Source organism: Pseudomonas sp. UBA1879 (genome assembly GCF_002338065.1).
Lineage (GTDB): Bacteria > Pseudomonadota > Gammaproteobacteria > Pseudomonadales > Pseudomonadaceae > Aquipseudomonas.
Genome location: NZ_DDHJ01000018.1, coordinates 498,867 through 516,385, shown reverse-complemented (window position 1 = coordinate 516,385; position 17,519 = coordinate 498,867). Strand labels below are relative to the sequence as shown.

The following is a 17,519-nucleotide window of genomic DNA, read 5'->3' as shown; positions in this document are numbered from 1 at the left end:
ATCTCCATCAGGTGACGATCTGATACTGGAAGCGGTCGGAGCGGCTGGTGGAATGGGCAATCTCCACCGGGTGTCCGTCGGCATCGCGGGAAAGGGTGAGCACGGTCAGCGCGGGCAAATGACGCGGCATCAGCAGCACGCTCGCCTCTTCGCGGCTGGGCAGCCGGGCGCCGATCAGGCTGAACGTGCGGGTCAACGGCAGCTCGCGGGATGCGAGGTGCTGGCGCACCGAGCCGCTCTTGTAATCGGCCACCAGCGCGGCGCGGCTGGCGCAGTAGCGGTGGCGGATCAGGCTCACCGGCTGGCCGTCGAGACGGCGCAGGGTTTGCAGTTCGATCAGCGGCGCGTGTTCTTCGAGGCCCAGGTGTTCGGCCTCTTCGCGGGTGGCGACGCAGTGACGGCGCTGCAACAGCACCGCCTCGACGCCGTGACCCAGGGCCGACAACGACTGGCTGTAGGCGCTCTCGGCGGCCACCGGGTACACCAGCGGTCGGCCCAGCACCTGAGTGCCTTTGCCCTGGCGGCGCAACAGACTGCCTTCGCGCACCAGTTCATCGATGGCGCGACGCACGGTGTGGCGATTGACGTCGAAACGCGCGGCCAGTTGGGTTTCGGCAGGCAGGAATTCCCCCGCGATGTAGTGGTTCAACTCGTGACGCAGGGTGTCGGCGAGTGCTCTGTAGACGGGCGCTGATTGTCTAGACAAGTGCATGGCTAAAAAAAGGGTTCGCACCCTCTCCTGTCGTGATCGTTAGATGAACTGCTTGCGCAGGCGCTGGGAGAAGATGTCGATGACGCTGACCACCACGATGATCACCAGCAGCACCGAGCAGGTCTGGGTGAACTGGAAGGCGCGGATGTTTTCCCAGAGGATCACGCCGATGCCGCCGGCGCCGACCATGCCCACCACCGTCGCCGAGCGCACGTTGGATTCGAAGCGGTACAAGGCGTAGGAGATCCACAGCGGCATGACTTGCGGGATGACCCCGAAGATCACTTCCTGCAAGGCGCTGGCACCGGTGGCGCGCACCCCTTCCACCGGCCCGGGATCGATGGCTTCCACGGCCTCGGCGAACAGCTTGGCGAGAACACCCGTGGTGCTGATCCACAGCGCCAGAACACCGGCGAACGGCCCGAGACCCACCGCGACCACGAACAGCATCGCAAAGACCATTTCATTGATGGAGCGGAAGGCATCCATGACCCGACGCAACGGCTGGTGAATCCACCACGGGGTGATGTTGTCGGCGCACAGCACGCCCAGCGGCACCGAGCAGACGATCGCCAGCAACGTGCCCCACAAGGCGATGTGCACGGTGACGATCATCTCTTGCAGGTAGGCGCGCCACTCATGGAAATCAGGGGGGAAGAAGTCGGCGGCGAAGGTCGCCATGTTGCCGGAGTCGCGGACCAGCGCCAGCGGGTTCATCTCGGCGCCGTGCCAGGCCCAGGCCATCATCGCGAAGAACATGCCCCAGCCCAGGTATTGCGGCCAGGTGCGCTTGCCGACGGGGTCAGCGTATACAGCATGAGTGTTCATGACAGAGTCCCGGTATCTATGGGTTGCAGCAGACGCGGCGGTTTGGCCACCGCGCCTGCCGATCAGCCGGTTAGTCGATCAACCCGCCTTGGCGGTGTTCTGCTTTTCCAGCTCGGTGATGCGGTCTTGCAGCTGGGTCAGGCCGGCGTCGATCTCTTTGAGCTTCGTCGCTTTTTCATCAGCGCTGAGGCTGGTGCTGGCGGTGGTTTCGGTTTTTTGTTTGAACAGCTCCAGCTGGCGGATGGTCAGCAACTGGTCATCCGAGGACTTGAGGAACTTGCCCATTTGCATGTTCTTCAGCACGCCCTTCTCTTCGTCGGTGTCGCCGTAGGTGGCGAAGAACTCACGAACCTTGTTTTTGGTCGCGTCGGACATGCCCTTTCGCCAGACCATCGGGTCGGCCGGGATGATCGGTGACTTCCAGATCACCTTGAGCTTGGCGGCGCTTTCTGGCTGGGTGACTTCCAGGCGGTCCATGCTTTCGGTGTTGAAGGTGGCGACGTCCAACTGGCCCTTGGCGACGCTCAGGGCGTTGACTTCGTGGCTGGAGTTCAGGGTGCGTTTGAAGGCGGTGGCGGCGTCGACATGGTTCTTGGCGAACACGTAGTAGCCGGGCACCAGGTAACCCGAGGTGGAGTTAGGGTCACCATTGCCGAAGGTCAGTTCCTTGGCGTGCTTGAGCATGTCGTCGACCGAATTGATCGGGCTGTCCTTGCGCGCAATGATCAGGCTCCAGTAGCCCGGCGCGCCGTTGGCAGCGGCGGTCTGGGCGAAAATTTCGCCCCCGGAACGGTCCACGGCTTCCATGGCGGCTTTATTGCCAAGCCACGCCACGTCGACTTTGTTGAAACGCATGCCCTGGATCAGGCCCGCATAGTCGGAGGCAAACGTCGCGTTCACTTTGAGACCGGTTTTTTTCGACATGTCGTCGAGGAACGGCTGCCAGACGCTTTTCAGGTTTTGCGACGACTCGGTGGACATGATGCCGAAGTTGAGGGTGCTTTCGTCCGCCTGCGCGGTGCCCATCAGGCAGCCAGCGGCGACAGCGACAGACGCGAACACGCGACCGATACGGTTCAACATGGAGAGCTCCTGAAACGTGAGTTGGGGTGTTGTTGTGAGTGGTGTTGTGTGATGAACCATCAGGCCCGGGCCAGCGCCAAGCGCTGGGGCTGGCCGGGATTGCGGCCCTGATCGGCGAACATCAGGCTGGCGTCGGCATCGGCACCATAGAGGTCGTTAAGGAACTGACCGTTAAGCTCGGCGCCATTACCGTCGAAATGAATGCGGCCACCCTTGAGCGCCACGGCCCGTGGGCAATAGCGCACGGCGTAGTCCACTTGATGCAGGGTGACGACCACGGTCTTGCCGTCCTGGCGATTGATGTCAGCGAGGATTTCCATGACTTTGCGGGCGGACTCGGGGTCCAGTGAGGCGATGGGTTCGTCGGCCAGAATGACCTCGGCCTGTTGGGTCAAGGCGCGAGCGATGGCGACCCGTTGTTGCTGACCGCCGGACAAGGTCGACGCACGCTGACCGGCGAAGTCGACGAGGCCAACGCGCTCGAGATTGGCCATGGCGCGGGCTTTTTCCTCGGCGTTGAACATCCCGAGGCTGCCACGCCAGCGCGGCATGCGACCCAGGCAGCCGAGCAGGACGTTGTCCAGCACGCTCAGGCGATTGACCAGGTTGAATTGCTGAAAGATGTAGCCGATGTCGGCACGCAGTCGTCGCACCTGGCCATTGAGGCGGCCCGACGCCTGAACCTCGCGACCCAGCACACGGACGCTGCCGCCGTTGCTGCGATCGCAGCAGGCAAGTCCGGCCAAGTGTCGCAACAGCGTGGATTTGCCCGACCCGGAAGCGCCGATCAGCGCCACCATTTCTCCGGGTTGTATAGACAATGCGAGGTCAACCAATGCGGTCTTGCGCGCAAATGTCTTGTTCAAACGGTCGACATGGATAGCTGCGTTCATGGGGGCTTCTCTTGTCTGTCTTCAGTGCTCCGGCGTCGTGCCAGACGTGGTGGTAGAACCGCCCGACCCGTCCTGAAGCGTGCTCGGTGCGACTGACATTAGGGCCGCCATGTGGCAGTTCCATGAATCGCGGATGAACGTCGGATAACAGTTCATTGACGGTTTTATGTGAAAGTTTCCGCGTTTTTGTCGACATGTTTGCCGAAAACGCTGAGTGTGAGGGGGCGATGGCTAGACAAGTCGAAAGGGATTGGCATAGCGTCGCCAGCGAATGCGGGGCCTGCCTGTATGAATCTTTTTTTTCACTGCCCCGACGCCTTCGCTTGCTCGCGAAGGCTTGGGGCGGACAACACCCATGCTGAGAGTGCCCGTATGAACTGGGTTAATCCGCTCGTTTTGCTATTTAGCGTGCTTCCTTTACTGGCAGCCGCCCACGGTCGGGAGACCCACCCCTTGGCTGAAACCGGCTCTGCTCATTACCGCTTCGAACGTCTGAACATCGACTCCCCCGACCATCTGCGGCATTACCGCCTGGACATCGGCATCCCGCGCACGGCGCCACCTGCGTCGGGTTATCCAATGATGTATTTGCTGGACGGCAATAACGTCATGGCCGAGCTGCAGGACGATTGGCTAAGCGAATTGAACGCCGGTGCCCCGCCGCTGCTGGTGATGATCGGCTACGACATTGAGGGCACTTACGACGGCGAACAGCGCACGCGGGATTACACCGGCGACACCTCGAAGGCGTTTCTCGATGCGATTGAGGGCCAGATCAAGCCCGATGTGCAGGCGCGCTACGGCGTCGACCCCCAGCGGCAAACGTTGTGGGGTCACTCGTTTGGTGGGCTGTTCGTGCTGTACGCGTTGTTCGAGGAACCCCAGGCGTTCCAGACCTGGATCGCCGCCAGCGCCTCGCTTTGGTATCAGCCGATCACGTTCGACAACGGCATGGCGCTCGCGACCTTTCCCGCAGGCACCACGCGCACGGTGCGACTGGTCAAAGGCGAACGGGAAGGCAAGCCGCCCATCGCGCAATTCGATGGCGGCTCGCCGGAAAGAAGAAAAGCCATGTCAGCCGTGCCCCGTGATGCCAACCGCTTACTGGCCGAACACCTCGCGCAACTGCCAGGCACCGACGCCAGCTACCAGCTGTTCAACGGCAGAAATCATGGGCAGATGTTCAATACCGCCTTGCACCTGGGGCTGCGCAGGGCCGCTGGATTGTCAGAGCAACCTTGAAATCTCGATCGCCGACACACCGCCATCGCGGCCGTCGTGCCTCCGGCTGCTCCTACAGATTCAGCGCCGAGTCTGGGAACTTCATTACGCCGCCGATCCTGTAGGAGCCGCCGGAGGCACGACGGCCGCGAAGCGCTGGTTAAGGCAACGTTGCGTCGTCTGACACACCGCCATCGAATCTCAGGCTGCTCCTGCACATTCAGCGCCGAGTCTGGAAATTCCGCACGCCACCGATCCTGTAGGAGCCGCCGGAGGGACGACGGCCGCGAAGCGAGGGTTCAGGCAACGTTGCATCGTCTGACACACCGCCATCGAATCTCCGGCTGCTCCTACAGATTCAGCGCCGAGTCTGGGAACTTCATTACGCCGCCGATCCTGTAGGAGCCGCCGGAGGGACGACGGCCGCGAAGCGAGGGTTCAGGCAACGCAAGCCTCGCAGACGAACGCCTTCATCAGATCCGGAACGTCCCCACCAGATGCTGCAACCGCGCGGCCTGATGCTCAAGGTGGGTACAGGCGTCGAGCGTGGACTTGAGGTTGTCGACCCCTTCCTGGTTCAGCGTGTTGATTTCGGTGATGTCGACGTTGATCGACTCGACCACCGCCGTCTGCTCTTCCGTCGCCGTCGCCACCGACTGGTTCATGCCGTCGATTTCACTGATGCGGCGGGTGACGCTGTTGAGGCGTTCGCCGGCCTGGTTGGCGATGGTCACGCTGCTCTCGCTCTGACGCTGACTTTCGGTCATGTTGGCCACCGCATCTCGGGCGCCGACTTGCAGCTCCTCGATCATGCCCTGCACTTGCTGCGCCGAGTCCTGCGTGCGGTGCGCGAGGTTACGCACCTCGTCCGCCACCACTGCGAAACCACGACCCGCCTCACCGGCACGGGCCGCTTCGATGGCCGCGTTCAGCGCCAGCAGGTTGGTCTGCTGAGAAATACCGGTGATCACTTCCAGAATCTGGCCAATGTTGGCGGTCTTGGCATTGAGCGTCTCGATGTTCACGCACGATTCGCTGATCTTGTCCGACAGTTGGTTCATCGCCTTGATGGTCTGGGTCACGACGCCCTGACCTTCGCTGGCCAACTGCGTGGCTTCACTGGAGTGCTGCGATGCCAACGCCGCGTTCTGGGCGATTTCCTGCGCTGCCGCGCCGAGTTGATTGATCGCGGCGGCCACGCTGCTGGTGCGGCTGGCCTGCTGGTCGGAATTGCCCATGGACGAGTTGGACGCGCCGACCACGCGGGCCGCGACTTCACCCAACTGCCCGGCTGTGGACGCCACTTCACGAATCGAGCCGTGGATACGTTCCACGAACCGGTTGAACGACATCGCCAGCGCACCGAATTCGTCGTGGGACACAATCGACAGCCGCTTGGTCAGGTCGCCCTCGCCGTCGGCGATGTCCTGCATGGCGCGGCCCATCTGGTGCAGCGGCTGCATCAGCAGACGAATCAACAGCCCCAGCAACACCATGATGATCGCCACGGCAATCACCATCGCGGTGATGGCCGACGAGCGGAATTCGCTGAGCATCGAATAAGCGGTTTCCTGATCCAGTACCAGCGCCACGTACCAATTGGCCGAGGACAGGCCTTCGACTTTGGTGAACGAGATGAACTGCGGCTTGCCGCCGGATTCGATCTGGTACACCCCTGGCGCGATTTTCGGCGCGCCGTTCGGGTAGGCCTCGCTGACATTCTTGAGCAGCAGTTTGCTGTCTGGGTGCACCAGAATCTTGCCGTCGGCGCTGACGATGTAGGCGTAACCATGGCCGCCGAAGTTCAGCGAGTTGATGGTCTTGCTGATGGCATCCAGGGCAATGTCCGCCCCCGCGACTCCAATCATCTGGCCCTGTTGGCGCACCGGCGTCCCCAGCGTCACCACCAGTTTGCCGGACGAAGCGGCAATGTAAGGTTCGGTCACGATCATGCCTTGGGCCGCATCGGCCGCTTTATACCAACCCCGGGCGCGGGGGTCGTAATCGGCGGCGCGGTTACCGGCCGGGACTGAAAACATCACGCCATCCTTGCCGCCAAAGTAGCTCAGCTGGAAATTGTCACCGTACACCGGCAGGCCGACGATCCGTTGCAGGCTGTTTGTCGAAGGCCCGTCCGCCGCGACTTGCTGGGCCATGGAGTTGAGGAGTTGGGTACGACTGTCCAGCCAGGTTTGAATGTTTTGCGTGGTCAGACTTCCCAGTTGTTGCAATTCGGCATTGACATTGTTCTTCAGGGTTTCACGCTGGCGAAAATCGTTCACCAGGATAAAACAGGTAAAAGCAACAATAACTATCAGTGCAGCGGCCAGCAGGATCTTTCTGCTGAAACCCAGACTTTTGATCATACGATTGTGTCCATAACCAGGAATGACAGCGACGGGAATGCGCAGCCGGTCAGGCGCGCGCCGGGCTTTTTACGGGGTTAAGCGGAGAAAGGGAAGACGCGGCCTGATAAATACTTCGGCCGATAAGGAAAGGAGTTGAGACCGATCGTCGAGGAAACTTATCGGTCACTTTTCAGACGCGGGAAGAACAACTCGTTAATGCGCAGATATTCATCTAACAGGGTTTAAGCGGGATCCAATTGTCGGTTAAACATACCCTTTCGTTGTAGGCGCGCATGCCCGCGATGACGTTATGTCAGGCAGCACATTTGTCACTGACAGACCGCCATCGCGGGCAAGCGCGCACCTGTACTGATTGCGCAGCTTGACACCAACCTGGACGTCCTTACTTCGCAAACAACTGCCCAATGTCCTTGAACGCCTTGAACTCCAGCGCATTGCCGCAGGGGTCGAAGAGGAACATAGTCGCCTGCTCCCCCACCTGGCCTTTAAAGCGCACGTACGGCTCGATCACGAACTTGACGCCCTGTCCCTGCAGGCGGTCCGCCAGTGCCTCCCATTCTTCCCAGCCAAGCACCACGCCAAAATGCGGCACGGGTACATCGTGGCCATCGACCGCGTTGCTGCCCGCATGGGCCTGTGAGTCGGTTTTCGGGTGTTCATGGATCACCAGCTGATGGCCGAAGAAATCGAAGTCTACCCAGTGATCGCTGGAGCGACCTTCCGGCAAGTTGAATACGCTAGCGTAGAAGTGTCGCGCGGCCGCGAGGTCGTATACGGGGATGGCGAGATGAAAGGGGGAGATGGTCCGGGTGGTTGCGGTCACGGTCGGTGTTCCTGTTTGCGGGATGGGTCATCTTACCCATTGATTCCTTGATTGAAAGATCATAATTTTCGCGCCGAGCCACAATAATTTCGATCAGTGAGTTGCCATGATTCGCGAGCTGAAAACCTTTCTCACCGTTCAGCGCCTGGGCACCTTTGTGGCGGCGGGCAACCAGATCGGCCTGACCCAGTCAGCGGTCAGCGCACAAATCCGAACCTTGGAAAAAGCCTTGGGTACGCCGCTGTTCGACCGCAGTGGGCGCAGCGCCACGCTCAACGCTGCCGGGCAGCGTGCGTTGCCGATGGCGCAGGACATCGTCGATCGGTTCGAACGCATGGCCGCGCCATTTGCCGAGGACGGCTACTACGGTGAGTTACTGATCGGCGCCATCGCGACCGTCCAGACCGGGCTGCTGCCCGCCGCGCTGGTGCAGTTGAACACCCAGGCGCCCACGGTCGAAGCCAAGGTGGTGCCCGGTGTGTCGCAGACACTGTTGAACCGGGTCGATGCCGGGGAAGTTGACGTGGCGATCCTGATCCGCCCGCCGTTCTCGCTGCCCAAGGAATTGCACCTTGAGGTCATTGAGCGTGAGCCGTTCGTGCTCATCGCCCCCGCTTCCATAAAAGGAGACGACCCGCTTGAGCTACTTCGCGAACAGCGTTTCGTGCGCTACGACCGGCATTCGTTTGGCGGACGGCAGGTGACCCGGTTCCTTCGCGAACAGAAGATCGAGACCCATGCGGGACTGGAGCTGGACGAAGTGGATGCGATTGTTCGGATGGTCGAGGCAGGATTAGGGGTGTCGCTGGTGCCAAGGGCCGGGCTTTGGCTGGAGCGTGCGACACAGATCAGGGTCATCGACCTTGGCGCGCTGACCTTTTATCGCGAACTGGCTGTGGTGATGCGACATGGCAACCGGCAACTGCCGTTGCAGCGGTTGTTTCGCGACTGTCTGAACCTTTCCCAGCCCAGCCGGGCTTAGCCTCAACTGGATATAGCGCTAGCTGTTGTGGGGGTGAGATCGCTCGGAATGCGCAGCATTACATGATCGCAACGCGACTCGCCTGAAGACCTCTTCGTGAGCAAGCTCACTCCCACAGGCTGACCGGATTCGGGCAGCCTGAGCGCGTTCTATCAACGAAAATTGGTCTTCGCCAATTCCAACACTTGATCGGCCTTGCCGCTCATCACGGCTTTCAGCATGAACAGGCTGAAGCCCTTGGCCTGTGCGAGCTTGATCTTCGGTGGTATCCCGAGTTCCTGTTTCGCGGTGACCACGTCCACCACCACTGGCCCTGGATGCTCGAAGGCCTTTTTCAAAGCGTTTGGCAGGTCCGCAGAATCTTCCACGCGAATCCCGAGAATGCCCGCGCCGATGGCGATGTTGGCAAAGTTGGTCGCATTGAAGTCGGTGTCGTGAGGCACGTAACCGCTGGCCTGCATCTCCATGGCGACGAAGCCCAGCGAGCTGTTGTTGAACACCACAATCTTGATCGGCAGGTTGAGCTGACGAATGCTCAGCAAGTCTCCCATCAACATCGACAAGCCACCGTCGCCGCACAGGGCCACCACCTGCCGTTGCGGGAACGCCGCTTTTGCGCCCAAGGCCTGCGGCATGGCGTTGGCCATGGAGCCGTGGTTGAACGAGCCCAGCAGCGAGCGCTGGCCGTTCATGGTCAGGTAGCGTGCCGCCCACAAGGTCGGGGTGCCGACATCGACAGTGAAAATCGTGTCCGGGTCCGCATAGGCGTCGACCATCCGCGTCAGGTATTGCGGGTGGATCGGCTCACCATGAGCCGACGGCGTAGCCAGTTCGTCCAATTCTTCGCGGGCCTTGGCGTAATGGTCCAGCGCTTTGTCGAGGAACTTGCGGTCGGTGTGCGCTTTGATTCTTGGCAGCAGCGCGACCAGGGTTTCGGCGATGCCGCCTTCCAGCCCCAGGGTCAACGGCACACGCCGACCCAGGGCCGCCGCATCGAGGTCGATCTGCACGATATTGGCGTTTTCCGGGTAGAAATTGCGATACGGGAAACTGCTGCCGAGAATCAACAGCGTGTCGCAGGCCATCATCGCGTGATAGCCCGAGCTAAAGCCGATCAGGCCGGTCATGCCCACGTCGAAGGGGTTGGCGTATTCGATGTATTGCTTGCCGCGCAACGCGTGAACCACGGGGGCGGCGAGTTTTTCGGCGAGCGCCACCACCTGATCATGGGCATCGGCACAGCCCGCACCGGCGAGAATCGTCACGCTTTTGGATTTATCCAGCAGCGTCACCAACTGCTGCAAATCCTTCTCGGCGGGGATCACACGGGCAGGACTGACATTCAGCCACGCCGGTTTGGCGTCAGGTGCGGGCAGCAACGCTACATCGCCCGGAATCACGATCACCGCCACGCCCCGCTGGTTGATGGCGGCGCGCATGGCCCGCTCTAGTACCCGCGGGAATTGCTCGGCGCTGCTCACCGCTTCGACGAAGTGGCTGCACTCTTTGAACAATTCGGTGGGGTGGGTTTCCTGAAAATAGTTGAGGCCGATTTCCGAAGACGGTATTTGCGCGGCGATCGCCAATACCGGCACGCGGCTGCGATGGCAGTCATACAGGCCGTTGATCAAGTGCAAGTTACCCGGACCACAGCTACCCGCGCACACCGCCAGCGTGCCTGTGGACGCCGCTTCGGCCCCGGCGGCAAATGCGGCGACTTCCTCATGGCGGGTGTGCATCCACTTGATCTTGCCCAAGCGTTCGAGGCTGTCGGTCAGACCGTTCAAGCTGTCGCCGCTCACCCCCCATATTTTGGAAACGCCTGCGGCGGCAAGGGTTTGAGCGAGGTAATCGGCGACGGTTTTGCTGGACATGGGGCGGGTTCCTTGTCGAGTCGAAAGGTCGGCGCGACGCAAAAGGCTGCGTGGCACATCGTTTCAAATCGACCCGCAGGGTGGGCCACAGTTCAGTGGGAATCTGGAGGGGCGGTCTTGGGAGAACCCCGTCCATGAGCGCCTCGGACGCGTGGGAGCCGCCTCGTTGGCGAAAGCAGAGTGTCATCCCCTCATCGTGGGACTGATCCACGGCCTTCGTCAGCAAGCCGGCTCCTACAGGTTTCAGTGAAGGTCCAAAACCCTCACACCGGCGGCTGGACCACAGCCTTGCTCGGCGCGGCAATCTGTTGTTTCGGGTTGACTGGCGACGTCGCAGGTGTGGCGTATTGCTGTTTCAAATGACCGTCCTGATCCAGCAACCACGCATCGAGAATTTGCCGTACCACCGGGCCGGCGACCCGACCACCCGCCTCGCCGTTTTCGATCATCACCGCCACAGCAATCTTCGGATTGGCCGCCGGGGCGAAGCCGACGAACAAGGCGTTGTCGCGATGCCGTTCCAGCGTTTTGTCGCGGTTGTAGCGCTCACCCTGTTTGATCGCCACCACCTGCGCGGTGCCGCTTTTTCCGGCAATGCGGTATTGCGCCCCCTGGGCTGCCGCACGGGCAATGCCTCGCGGGTCGTGCATCACCGCCTGCATGCCGTTGTTGACCTGATCCCACTCACGAGCATCACGCAGCACGATGTTCGGCATCGGATGTTCGTCCACTGGCGGCACCCCGCCGATCTCCTTCGCCAGATGCGGCCGGTTCCACACGCCTTTGTTGGCGATCAGCGTCGTGGCCTGGGCCAGCTGCAGCGGTGTGACCTGCATGTAGCCCTGGCCGATGCCGAGGATCACCGTCTCGCCCGGGAACCAGGCCTGACGCCGGGTGATGCGCTTCCATTCCTTGGACGGCATCAGCCCCGGCGACTCTTCGAACATGTCCAGCGAGACCTTCTGCCCGATACCGAACATGGTCAGATAATCGTGCATTCGGTCGATGCCCAGCTTGTGGGCCAAGTCATAGAAGTAGGTGTCGTTGGAACGCATGATCGCAGCGTACAAATCCACCCAGCCGTCGCCGCTGTGGTTCCAGTTGCGGTACTTGTGGTCGAAATCCGGCAGCTGGAAATAGCCCGGATCGAACACGCGCGTCGAGGGCGTGATGATGCCGCTGTCGAGCCCGGCAATCGCCACTTCGGGTTTGATGGTCGAGCCCGGAGCATACAGACCACGCAGCACGCGGTTGAACAGCGGACGGTCGACCGAGTCGCGCAGCGCTGAATATTCCTTGAAGCTGATACCGGTGACGAACAGGTTCGGGTCGAAACTCGGCTTGCTGACCATCGCCAGCACTTCCCCGGTGGCCGGGTCGATGGCCACCACCGAACCGCGCCGATCACCCAACGCTTCTTCCGCGGCCTCTTGCAACTTGACGTCCAGGCTCAGGGTGATGCTCTTACCGGCCACCGGGTCATGGTGGTTGAGCACCCGCAGTACGCGGCCTTGGGCGTTGGTTTCCACTTCTTCGTAGCCAACGTGGCCGTGCAGCTCGTTTTCGTAAAAGCGCTCGACCCCGGTTTTGCCGATGGACTGGGTGCCACGGTACTCGACCTGATCCAGCTGGGTCGCTTCCTTCTCGTTGATGCGCCCGACGTAGCCGATGGAATGAGCGAAATGCTCAGCCAGCGGGTAATGACGAACGAACTGCGCCTCCACGTCCAGCCCCGGCAGGCGGAACTGGTTCACTGCCAGCAAGGCAATCTGCTCTTCCGTCAGCTCATACAGAAGCGTTACCGGAACGAAGCGGTGGGGTGAGTTTTTCATCGCTTTGTCGAAGACGATGCGGTCCTCGTCGGGCAGGTTGAGGATCTTCATCAATTCGTCGATAACCGCGTGCCAGTCCCCTGCCCGCTCACGGGTCATCGTGAGGTTGAAGCTCGGACGGTTGTCGGCGAGGACTACGCCGTTTCGGTCATAGATCAATCCGCGCTCTGGCGGGATGGGCAGGACATGAACGCGGTTGTTTTCGGAAATCGTCGAGTGGTACGCGAATTGGGTGACCTGCAGGAAGTACATCCGGCAGACCAGCGCAATGCTAAGACCCACGACAAAGACCGCGCAGGCGATCAACCGCTTGTTGACCAGCCGGGTCTCCTTCTCGTGGTCCTTTAACGGTATGGGATCGGGCATTTCTACAGCTACTCGGTGAACAGTGAACGGTGTCAAACGCGTTCGCTCGGCTTTATGAAGATCGAGTTTCGCTGAACGCAAATGGCGTGCACGATACCAAGAAGCGTCCGTCGGCATGGGCCGTTCTTCATGAAAATCCTGTCATGTTCGCAGACCCTGTCCCTCCGCATTCATGGGCAATAGGCCAGCTAAATGCACGACGCCGTTAAAAGTGAACAGCGTTTATTACGGATACGTTTGCAATCACTTGACGACTATCAGATCAGTTCGTATCTGCAAGGGCGGATCAGATGAACCCCCTGCCTTATGACTGATCGACCATTTCGCACAGAACGCGCTGTCACAGTTCTTCCCTGCGATCTATCACCGTTGGCGCCTGATATCGGCACCCACGTCGCACAGATAGACAAAACGCTCAATTGTTACGCTTTCTGCAACAGTCATTTACAGATTTCACGGGATGCAACAGGCGGTAACACATCTATGATTGCGCTTCGTGCGGAAAAGATGGCCGACGGTCATGGCAGTTCCTCGCTCAGCGTGCGCCTTTCGCGCGCCGAGTTGCCAGAGACCCAATGTCACACCCACCCAAGCATTGACCTCGGCATTAAAACAATTCGCCGAACCCAACCGTGAATACGTACCACGCCCAGACCGGACCTTCCTTACGAAGGCCCGAGACGGTGCGTTCGCAGGAGCCTTGCATGACAGAGAAACCCAAAGGCCTCACCCGCCGCCAGTTGCTGAAGTCATCGGCAACGACGCTGGCCGTAGGGGCTGCCGCCACGGCCAAAGCCGCCACCGTCGTCGGTGTACCGGAGTGGGTGCCCTTCGACCACAACGGCCCGATGCATTACGACACCCCCGGCTGGCAGTTTTTCACGGCCGCTGAAGCCAGCGCGGTGGAAGCCATCGTTGCGCGCCTGATCCCGGCGGACGACTTGAGCGTGAGCGGCAAAGACGCCGGTTGCGCCGTGTTCATTGACCGCCAGCTCGCCGGGGAATACGGCACGTTCAGCCGTCTGTACATGCAAGGCCCGTTCGAAAAAGGCACGCCCATGCAGGGCGATCAGTCCGAACTCGTGCCCCGCGACCGCTACCGACTGGGCTTGGCCGGGCTTGAAGGCTATTGCCAAAAGCAGTTCCAGAAAAGCTTCGCCGCCCTGGCCCCAGAGGTGCAGGACAAGGTGCTGACCGGCCTGGAAAAAGGCGAAATCGTCCTCGACGGTATCGACGCCAAGCTGTTCTTCCAACAAGTGCTGGGCAACACCATGGAAGGCTTCTTCGCTGACCCGGTCTATGGCGGCAACCGCGACATGGTCTCCTGGAAAATGATCGGCTTCCCCGGCGCGCGATACGACTATCGCCCCTATATCGCTCAGCACAACCAGAAGCTGAACCTGGTGCCGCTTTCCATTTCCGGCAGCTCCGCGTGGACCAAGAAGGGTTAATTCGACATGGCAAAAAAACTACCTGCCACGGACGTCGTGGTTGTCGGGCTCGGCTGGGCTGGCTCCATCATCGCCAACGAACTGGCCGATGAAGGGCTGAACATCATCGGATTCGAGCGGGGCCCGTGGCGCGACACCGCCGCCGACTTCAACGTCGCCTCCGCTGCTGACGAACTGCGCTACAACCGGCGTCAGGATTTGATGCTGCGCACGCGCCAGAACACCACGACGATTCGTAACAACGTCACCGAAACCGCGCTGCCGATGCGCAGTTGGGGGTCGTTCCACCCCGGCAACGGCACAGGCGGCGCGGGCAACCATTGGGCGGGCATCACTTTCCGCTTCCAGCCCCACGAATTCCGTCTGCACAGCTACCTGACCGAGCGTTACGGCAAAGAAATTTCGCCGGAACTCACCCTGCAGGACTGGGGCACCGACTGGGACGAAATGGAGCCGTTCTATACCAAGTTCGACCGCCTGGCCGGGGTTTCGGGCAAGGCCGGCAACATCAAGGGCGTGATCCAGGAAGGCGGCAATACCTTCGAGGGCGCACGTTCCGAGGAGTACCCCAACCCGCCGACCGAACAGACCTACGCGCCGACGCTGTTCGCCGAAGCCGCGAAAAACCTGGGTTACAAACCATTCCCGGTGCCGTCGGCGCTGGTGTCGAAGCCGTACGTCAACTCCCTGGGCGTGGCCATGGGCCCGTGCACCTATTGCGGGTTCTGCACCAACTACGGCTGCGCCAACTACTCCAAAGCCAGCGCTATCACCACCGTGTTACCGGTGCTGATCCGCAAGCCAAACTTCACCGCGATGACTAACTGCGAAGTGCTGCGCGTGACCATGGACAGCAGCGGCAAACGCGCCACCGGCATCGTCTACATGGACGCCAATGGCCAGGAATGGGAACAGCCCGCCGAGCTGGTGGTGGTCAGCGCGTTCATCTTTGAAAACGTGCGCCTGATGCTGCTGTCCGGCGTCGGCCAGCCCTATGACCCGGTCACCAACACCGGCACCACGGGCCGCAACTACGCCTACCAGACCGCCAACAGCGTGCGGATGTTCTTCGATGACAAGAACTTCAACCCGTTCATCGGCGGCGGCGCCATCGGCATGGGTATCGACGAGTTCAACAACGACAACTTCGACCACTCCGGTCTGGGCTTCGTCGGCGGCGGCAGCACACGGGTGACGCCTATCGGTGCTGCGCCCATCGACTCGCGCCCTCTCCCGCCCGGCACCCCGACCTGGGGTTCGGAGTGGAAGAAGGCCACGGTCAAGAACTACGCCGCCAACATGTCCATCGGCTGCGAAGCGAGCAGCTACGCGACCCGCACCAATTACCTGTCGCTGGATCCGACCTACAAGGACCCGCTGGGCCGCCCGCTGCTGCGCATCACTTTCGACTTCCCCGAGAACGACCGCAAGATGGCGGGCTACGTCACCGGCAAAGTGACTGAGATCGCAAAGAGCATGAACCCTCGGCAGATGGTGCCCAGCTCGCAACAGGGCCATTGGAACAGCGCGCCGTATCAGTCCTCGCACATCGTCGGCGGCTTCATCATGGGTGCCGACCCGAAAAACAGCTCGGTGAACAAATACCTGCAAGTGTGGGGCGTGCCGAACCTGTTTGTGGTCGGTTCATCGGCCTTCCCGCAGAACCCTGGCTACAACCCGACCGGCACCGTGGCTGCGTTGGCCTTCAAAGCGGCGGACGCCATTCGCACCCGCTACCTCAAGCGTCCAGGGGAGATGATCAGCGTATGAAGACGCTTCTGACTGCCTGTGCGGGCGTTATCGCACTGTCGGTGTCCATGGCACACGCTGAAACCGGCGCGGATTCCTACAACCTGGTGCAGAAGGGTCGCTATCTGGCCACCGTGGGCGATTGCACCGCGTGCCATACCCTTCCCGGCAAACCGCTGTTTTCCGGCGGCGTGATCCTCGACACACCGTTCGGCAAGCTCGCAGGCGCCAATATTACCCCTGATCCGGGCAACGGCATTGGCCGCTGGACCTTCGAGGACTTCCAGAACGCCATGTCCAAAGGGCATGGTCTGGGCGGCAAACGTCTGTACGGCGCCATGCCGTACACCGCCTACACCAAGGTGCGCCGCGAGGACAATCTGGCGATTTTCGCCTACCTGAAAACCGTCGATGCCTCGGACAACAAGGTTGAAACCAACCAGCTGCCCTTCCCGTTCAACGTGCGCACCAGCCTGATTGGCTGGAACCTGCTCAACTTCACGGAGGGCGAATTCAAGGCCAACCCGCAGAAGTCCGAGCAGTGGAACCGGGGCGCTTATCTGGTAGAAGGCCTGGGCCACTGTGGCACCTGCCACACGCCGAAAAACCTCACCGGCGGCGACAAGGGGGATCAGTTCCTGATGGGCGCCAACCTGCAACACTGGGTGGCGCCGAACATCACCTCCAGCGGACACGACGGCCTGCAGGCCTGGAACGAGACCGATATCGTCCAGTACCTGAAGACCGGCGCCAACCGCTTCGATATCGCCTCCGGGCCGATGGCCGAAGAGGTGGAGCATTCGTCGCAGCACTGGAGCGATCAGGACCTGATGGCGGTTGCGGTGTATTTGAAGGATGGCGCCAAGCCAGCGGAAACGGCCAAACCGGTGGCGGAAAATGATCCGGCGATGGTCGCGGGGAAGGCGATCTACGGCGATCGCTGCTCGGCGTGCCATACGCCGAACGGCGAAGGTGTGGCCCACCTGTTCCCGAAACTGGCCATGGCCCCGCTGATCAACAGCAACGACCCGTCGTCGCTGATCCGCGTTGTCCTCGCTGGTAGCCGGGCCGGCGCCACTGACGCAGCCCCGACCGCGCCGGCCATGCCCGCGTTTGGCTGGAACCTGTCGGACGAAAATGTCGCCGACGTCCTGACCTACGTGCGCAACACCTGGGGCAACACCGCCCCGGCGGTGTCCAGCGCCGAGGTCAAAGATGTGCGCGAGGCGCTCTCGCCTAAGTAAACGTCATCGCAGTACGGGAAACGAAAAATGCCTGACCTCAGTGATGGGGTCAGGCATTGTTTTGTATTACCCCATCGGCCAAACGTAGGAGT

At 61.1% G+C, this 17,519-nt stretch carries 13 protein-coding genes and 1 pseudogene; 5 read left to right on the top strand and 9 right to left on the bottom strand.

Going from position 1 to position 17,519, the window contains the following annotated elements:
- Window positions 1-7 precede the first annotated feature (7 nt).
- The 4 genes from phnF to phnC all read right to left on the bottom strand — a co-directional run bounded on the left by phnF (window position 8) and on the right by phnC (window position 3,516).
- Window positions 8-712, bottom strand: coding sequence for a phosphonate metabolism transcriptional regulator PhnF (gene phnF / locus B3N48_RS22645; protein WP_296187515.1), 705 nt, complete (start codon window positions 710-712; stop codon window positions 8-10).
- Between the two features lie 39 nt (window positions 713-751).
- Window positions 752-1,540 (bottom strand): phosphonate ABC transporter, permease protein PhnE, encoded by a 789-nt coding sequence (phnE, locus tag B3N48_RS22640; protein WP_296187514.1) that lies wholly within the window; start codon window positions 1,538-1,540, stop codon window positions 752-754.
- A gap of 78 nt (window positions 1,541-1,618) precedes the next feature.
- Window positions 1,619-2,623: a phosphonate ABC transporter substrate-binding protein gene (gene phnD, locus B3N48_RS22635; RefSeq protein ID WP_296187513.1), complete on the bottom strand. Its 1,005-nt coding sequence runs from the start codon at window positions 2,621-2,623 to the stop codon at window positions 1,619-1,621.
- A gap of 59 nt (window positions 2,624-2,682) precedes the next feature.
- The gene (gene phnC / locus B3N48_RS22630; protein WP_296187512.1) at window positions 2,683-3,516 is read right to left on the bottom strand and encodes a phosphonate ABC transporter ATP-binding protein; all 834 of its coding nucleotides are present in this window, start codon (window positions 3,514-3,516) and stop codon (window positions 2,683-2,685) included.
- Between the two features lie 453 nt (window positions 3,517-3,969).
- Between phnC and B3N48_RS22625 the strand changes: the two genes are divergently transcribed.
- Window positions 3,970-4,758: an alpha/beta hydrolase gene (locus B3N48_RS22625; RefSeq protein WP_296187510.1), complete on the top strand. Its 789-nt coding sequence runs from the start codon at window positions 3,970-3,972 to the stop codon at window positions 4,756-4,758.
- A 452-nt stretch (window positions 4,759-5,210) separates the two neighbouring features.
- Here the strand turns inward: B3N48_RS22625 and B3N48_RS26970 are convergent, their stop codons facing one another.
- From B3N48_RS26970 to B3N48_RS22615, 3 genes and pseudogenes are all read right to left on the bottom strand, one after another.
- Window positions 5,211-5,975 (bottom strand): methyl-accepting chemotaxis protein, encoded by a 765-nt coding sequence (locus B3N48_RS26970; protein WP_414704272.1) that lies wholly within the window; start codon window positions 5,973-5,975, stop codon window positions 5,211-5,213.
- 93 nt (window positions 5,976-6,068) lie between these two features.
- Window positions 6,069-7,103 (bottom strand): annotated as a pseudogene (locus B3N48_RS26965) (HAMP domain-containing protein); the annotation flags it as partial.
- A 385-nt stretch (window positions 7,104-7,488) separates the two neighbouring features.
- Window positions 7,489-7,929: a VOC family protein gene (locus B3N48_RS22615; RefSeq protein ID WP_296187508.1), complete on the bottom strand. Its 441-nt coding sequence runs from the start codon at window positions 7,927-7,929 to the stop codon at window positions 7,489-7,491.
- A 106-nt stretch (window positions 7,930-8,035) separates the two neighbouring features.
- Between B3N48_RS22615 and B3N48_RS22610 the strand changes: the two genes are divergently transcribed.
- Complete coding sequence (locus B3N48_RS22610; RefSeq protein WP_296187507.1) at window positions 8,036-8,911, top strand: LysR family transcriptional regulator; 876 nt, start codon at window positions 8,036-8,038, stop codon at window positions 8,909-8,911.
- Window positions 8,912-9,063: 152 nt separating this feature from the next.
- Here B3N48_RS22610 and poxB read toward each other — a convergent pair whose 3' ends face one another.
- Window positions 9,064-10,785, bottom strand: a complete 1,722-nt coding sequence (gene poxB / locus B3N48_RS22605; RefSeq protein WP_296187505.1) for a ubiquinone-dependent pyruvate dehydrogenase — start codon at window positions 10,783-10,785, stop codon at window positions 9,064-9,066.
- A 263-nt stretch (window positions 10,786-11,048) separates the two neighbouring features.
- Window positions 11,049-12,983, bottom strand: a complete 1,935-nt coding sequence (gene mrdA / locus B3N48_RS22600) for a penicillin-binding protein 2 (RefSeq protein WP_296187504.1) — start codon at window positions 12,981-12,983, stop codon at window positions 11,049-11,051.
- Window positions 12,984-13,687: 704 nt separating this feature from the next.
- Between mrdA and B3N48_RS22595 the strand changes: the two genes are divergently transcribed.
- The 3 genes from B3N48_RS22595 to B3N48_RS22585 are packed head-to-tail and all read left to right on the top strand — an operon-like array spanning window position 13,688 to window position 17,427.
- On the top strand, window positions 13,688-14,434 hold the full coding sequence (locus B3N48_RS22595) for a gluconate 2-dehydrogenase subunit 3 family protein (protein WP_296187503.1): 747 nt from the start codon (window positions 13,688-13,690) through the stop codon (window positions 14,432-14,434).
- A gap of 6 nt (window positions 14,435-14,440) precedes the next feature.
- Window positions 14,441-16,204: a GMC family oxidoreductase gene (locus B3N48_RS22590; protein ID WP_296187501.1), complete on the top strand. Its 1,764-nt coding sequence runs from the start codon at window positions 14,441-14,443 to the stop codon at window positions 16,202-16,204.
- Window positions 16,201-17,427: a c-type cytochrome gene (locus tag B3N48_RS22585; protein ID WP_296187499.1), complete on the top strand. Its 1,227-nt coding sequence runs from the start codon at window positions 16,201-16,203 to the stop codon at window positions 17,425-17,427. The genes B3N48_RS22590 and B3N48_RS22585 overlap by 4 nt, the downstream gene beginning before the upstream one ends.
- Window positions 17,428-17,519: the final 92 nt, after the last annotated feature.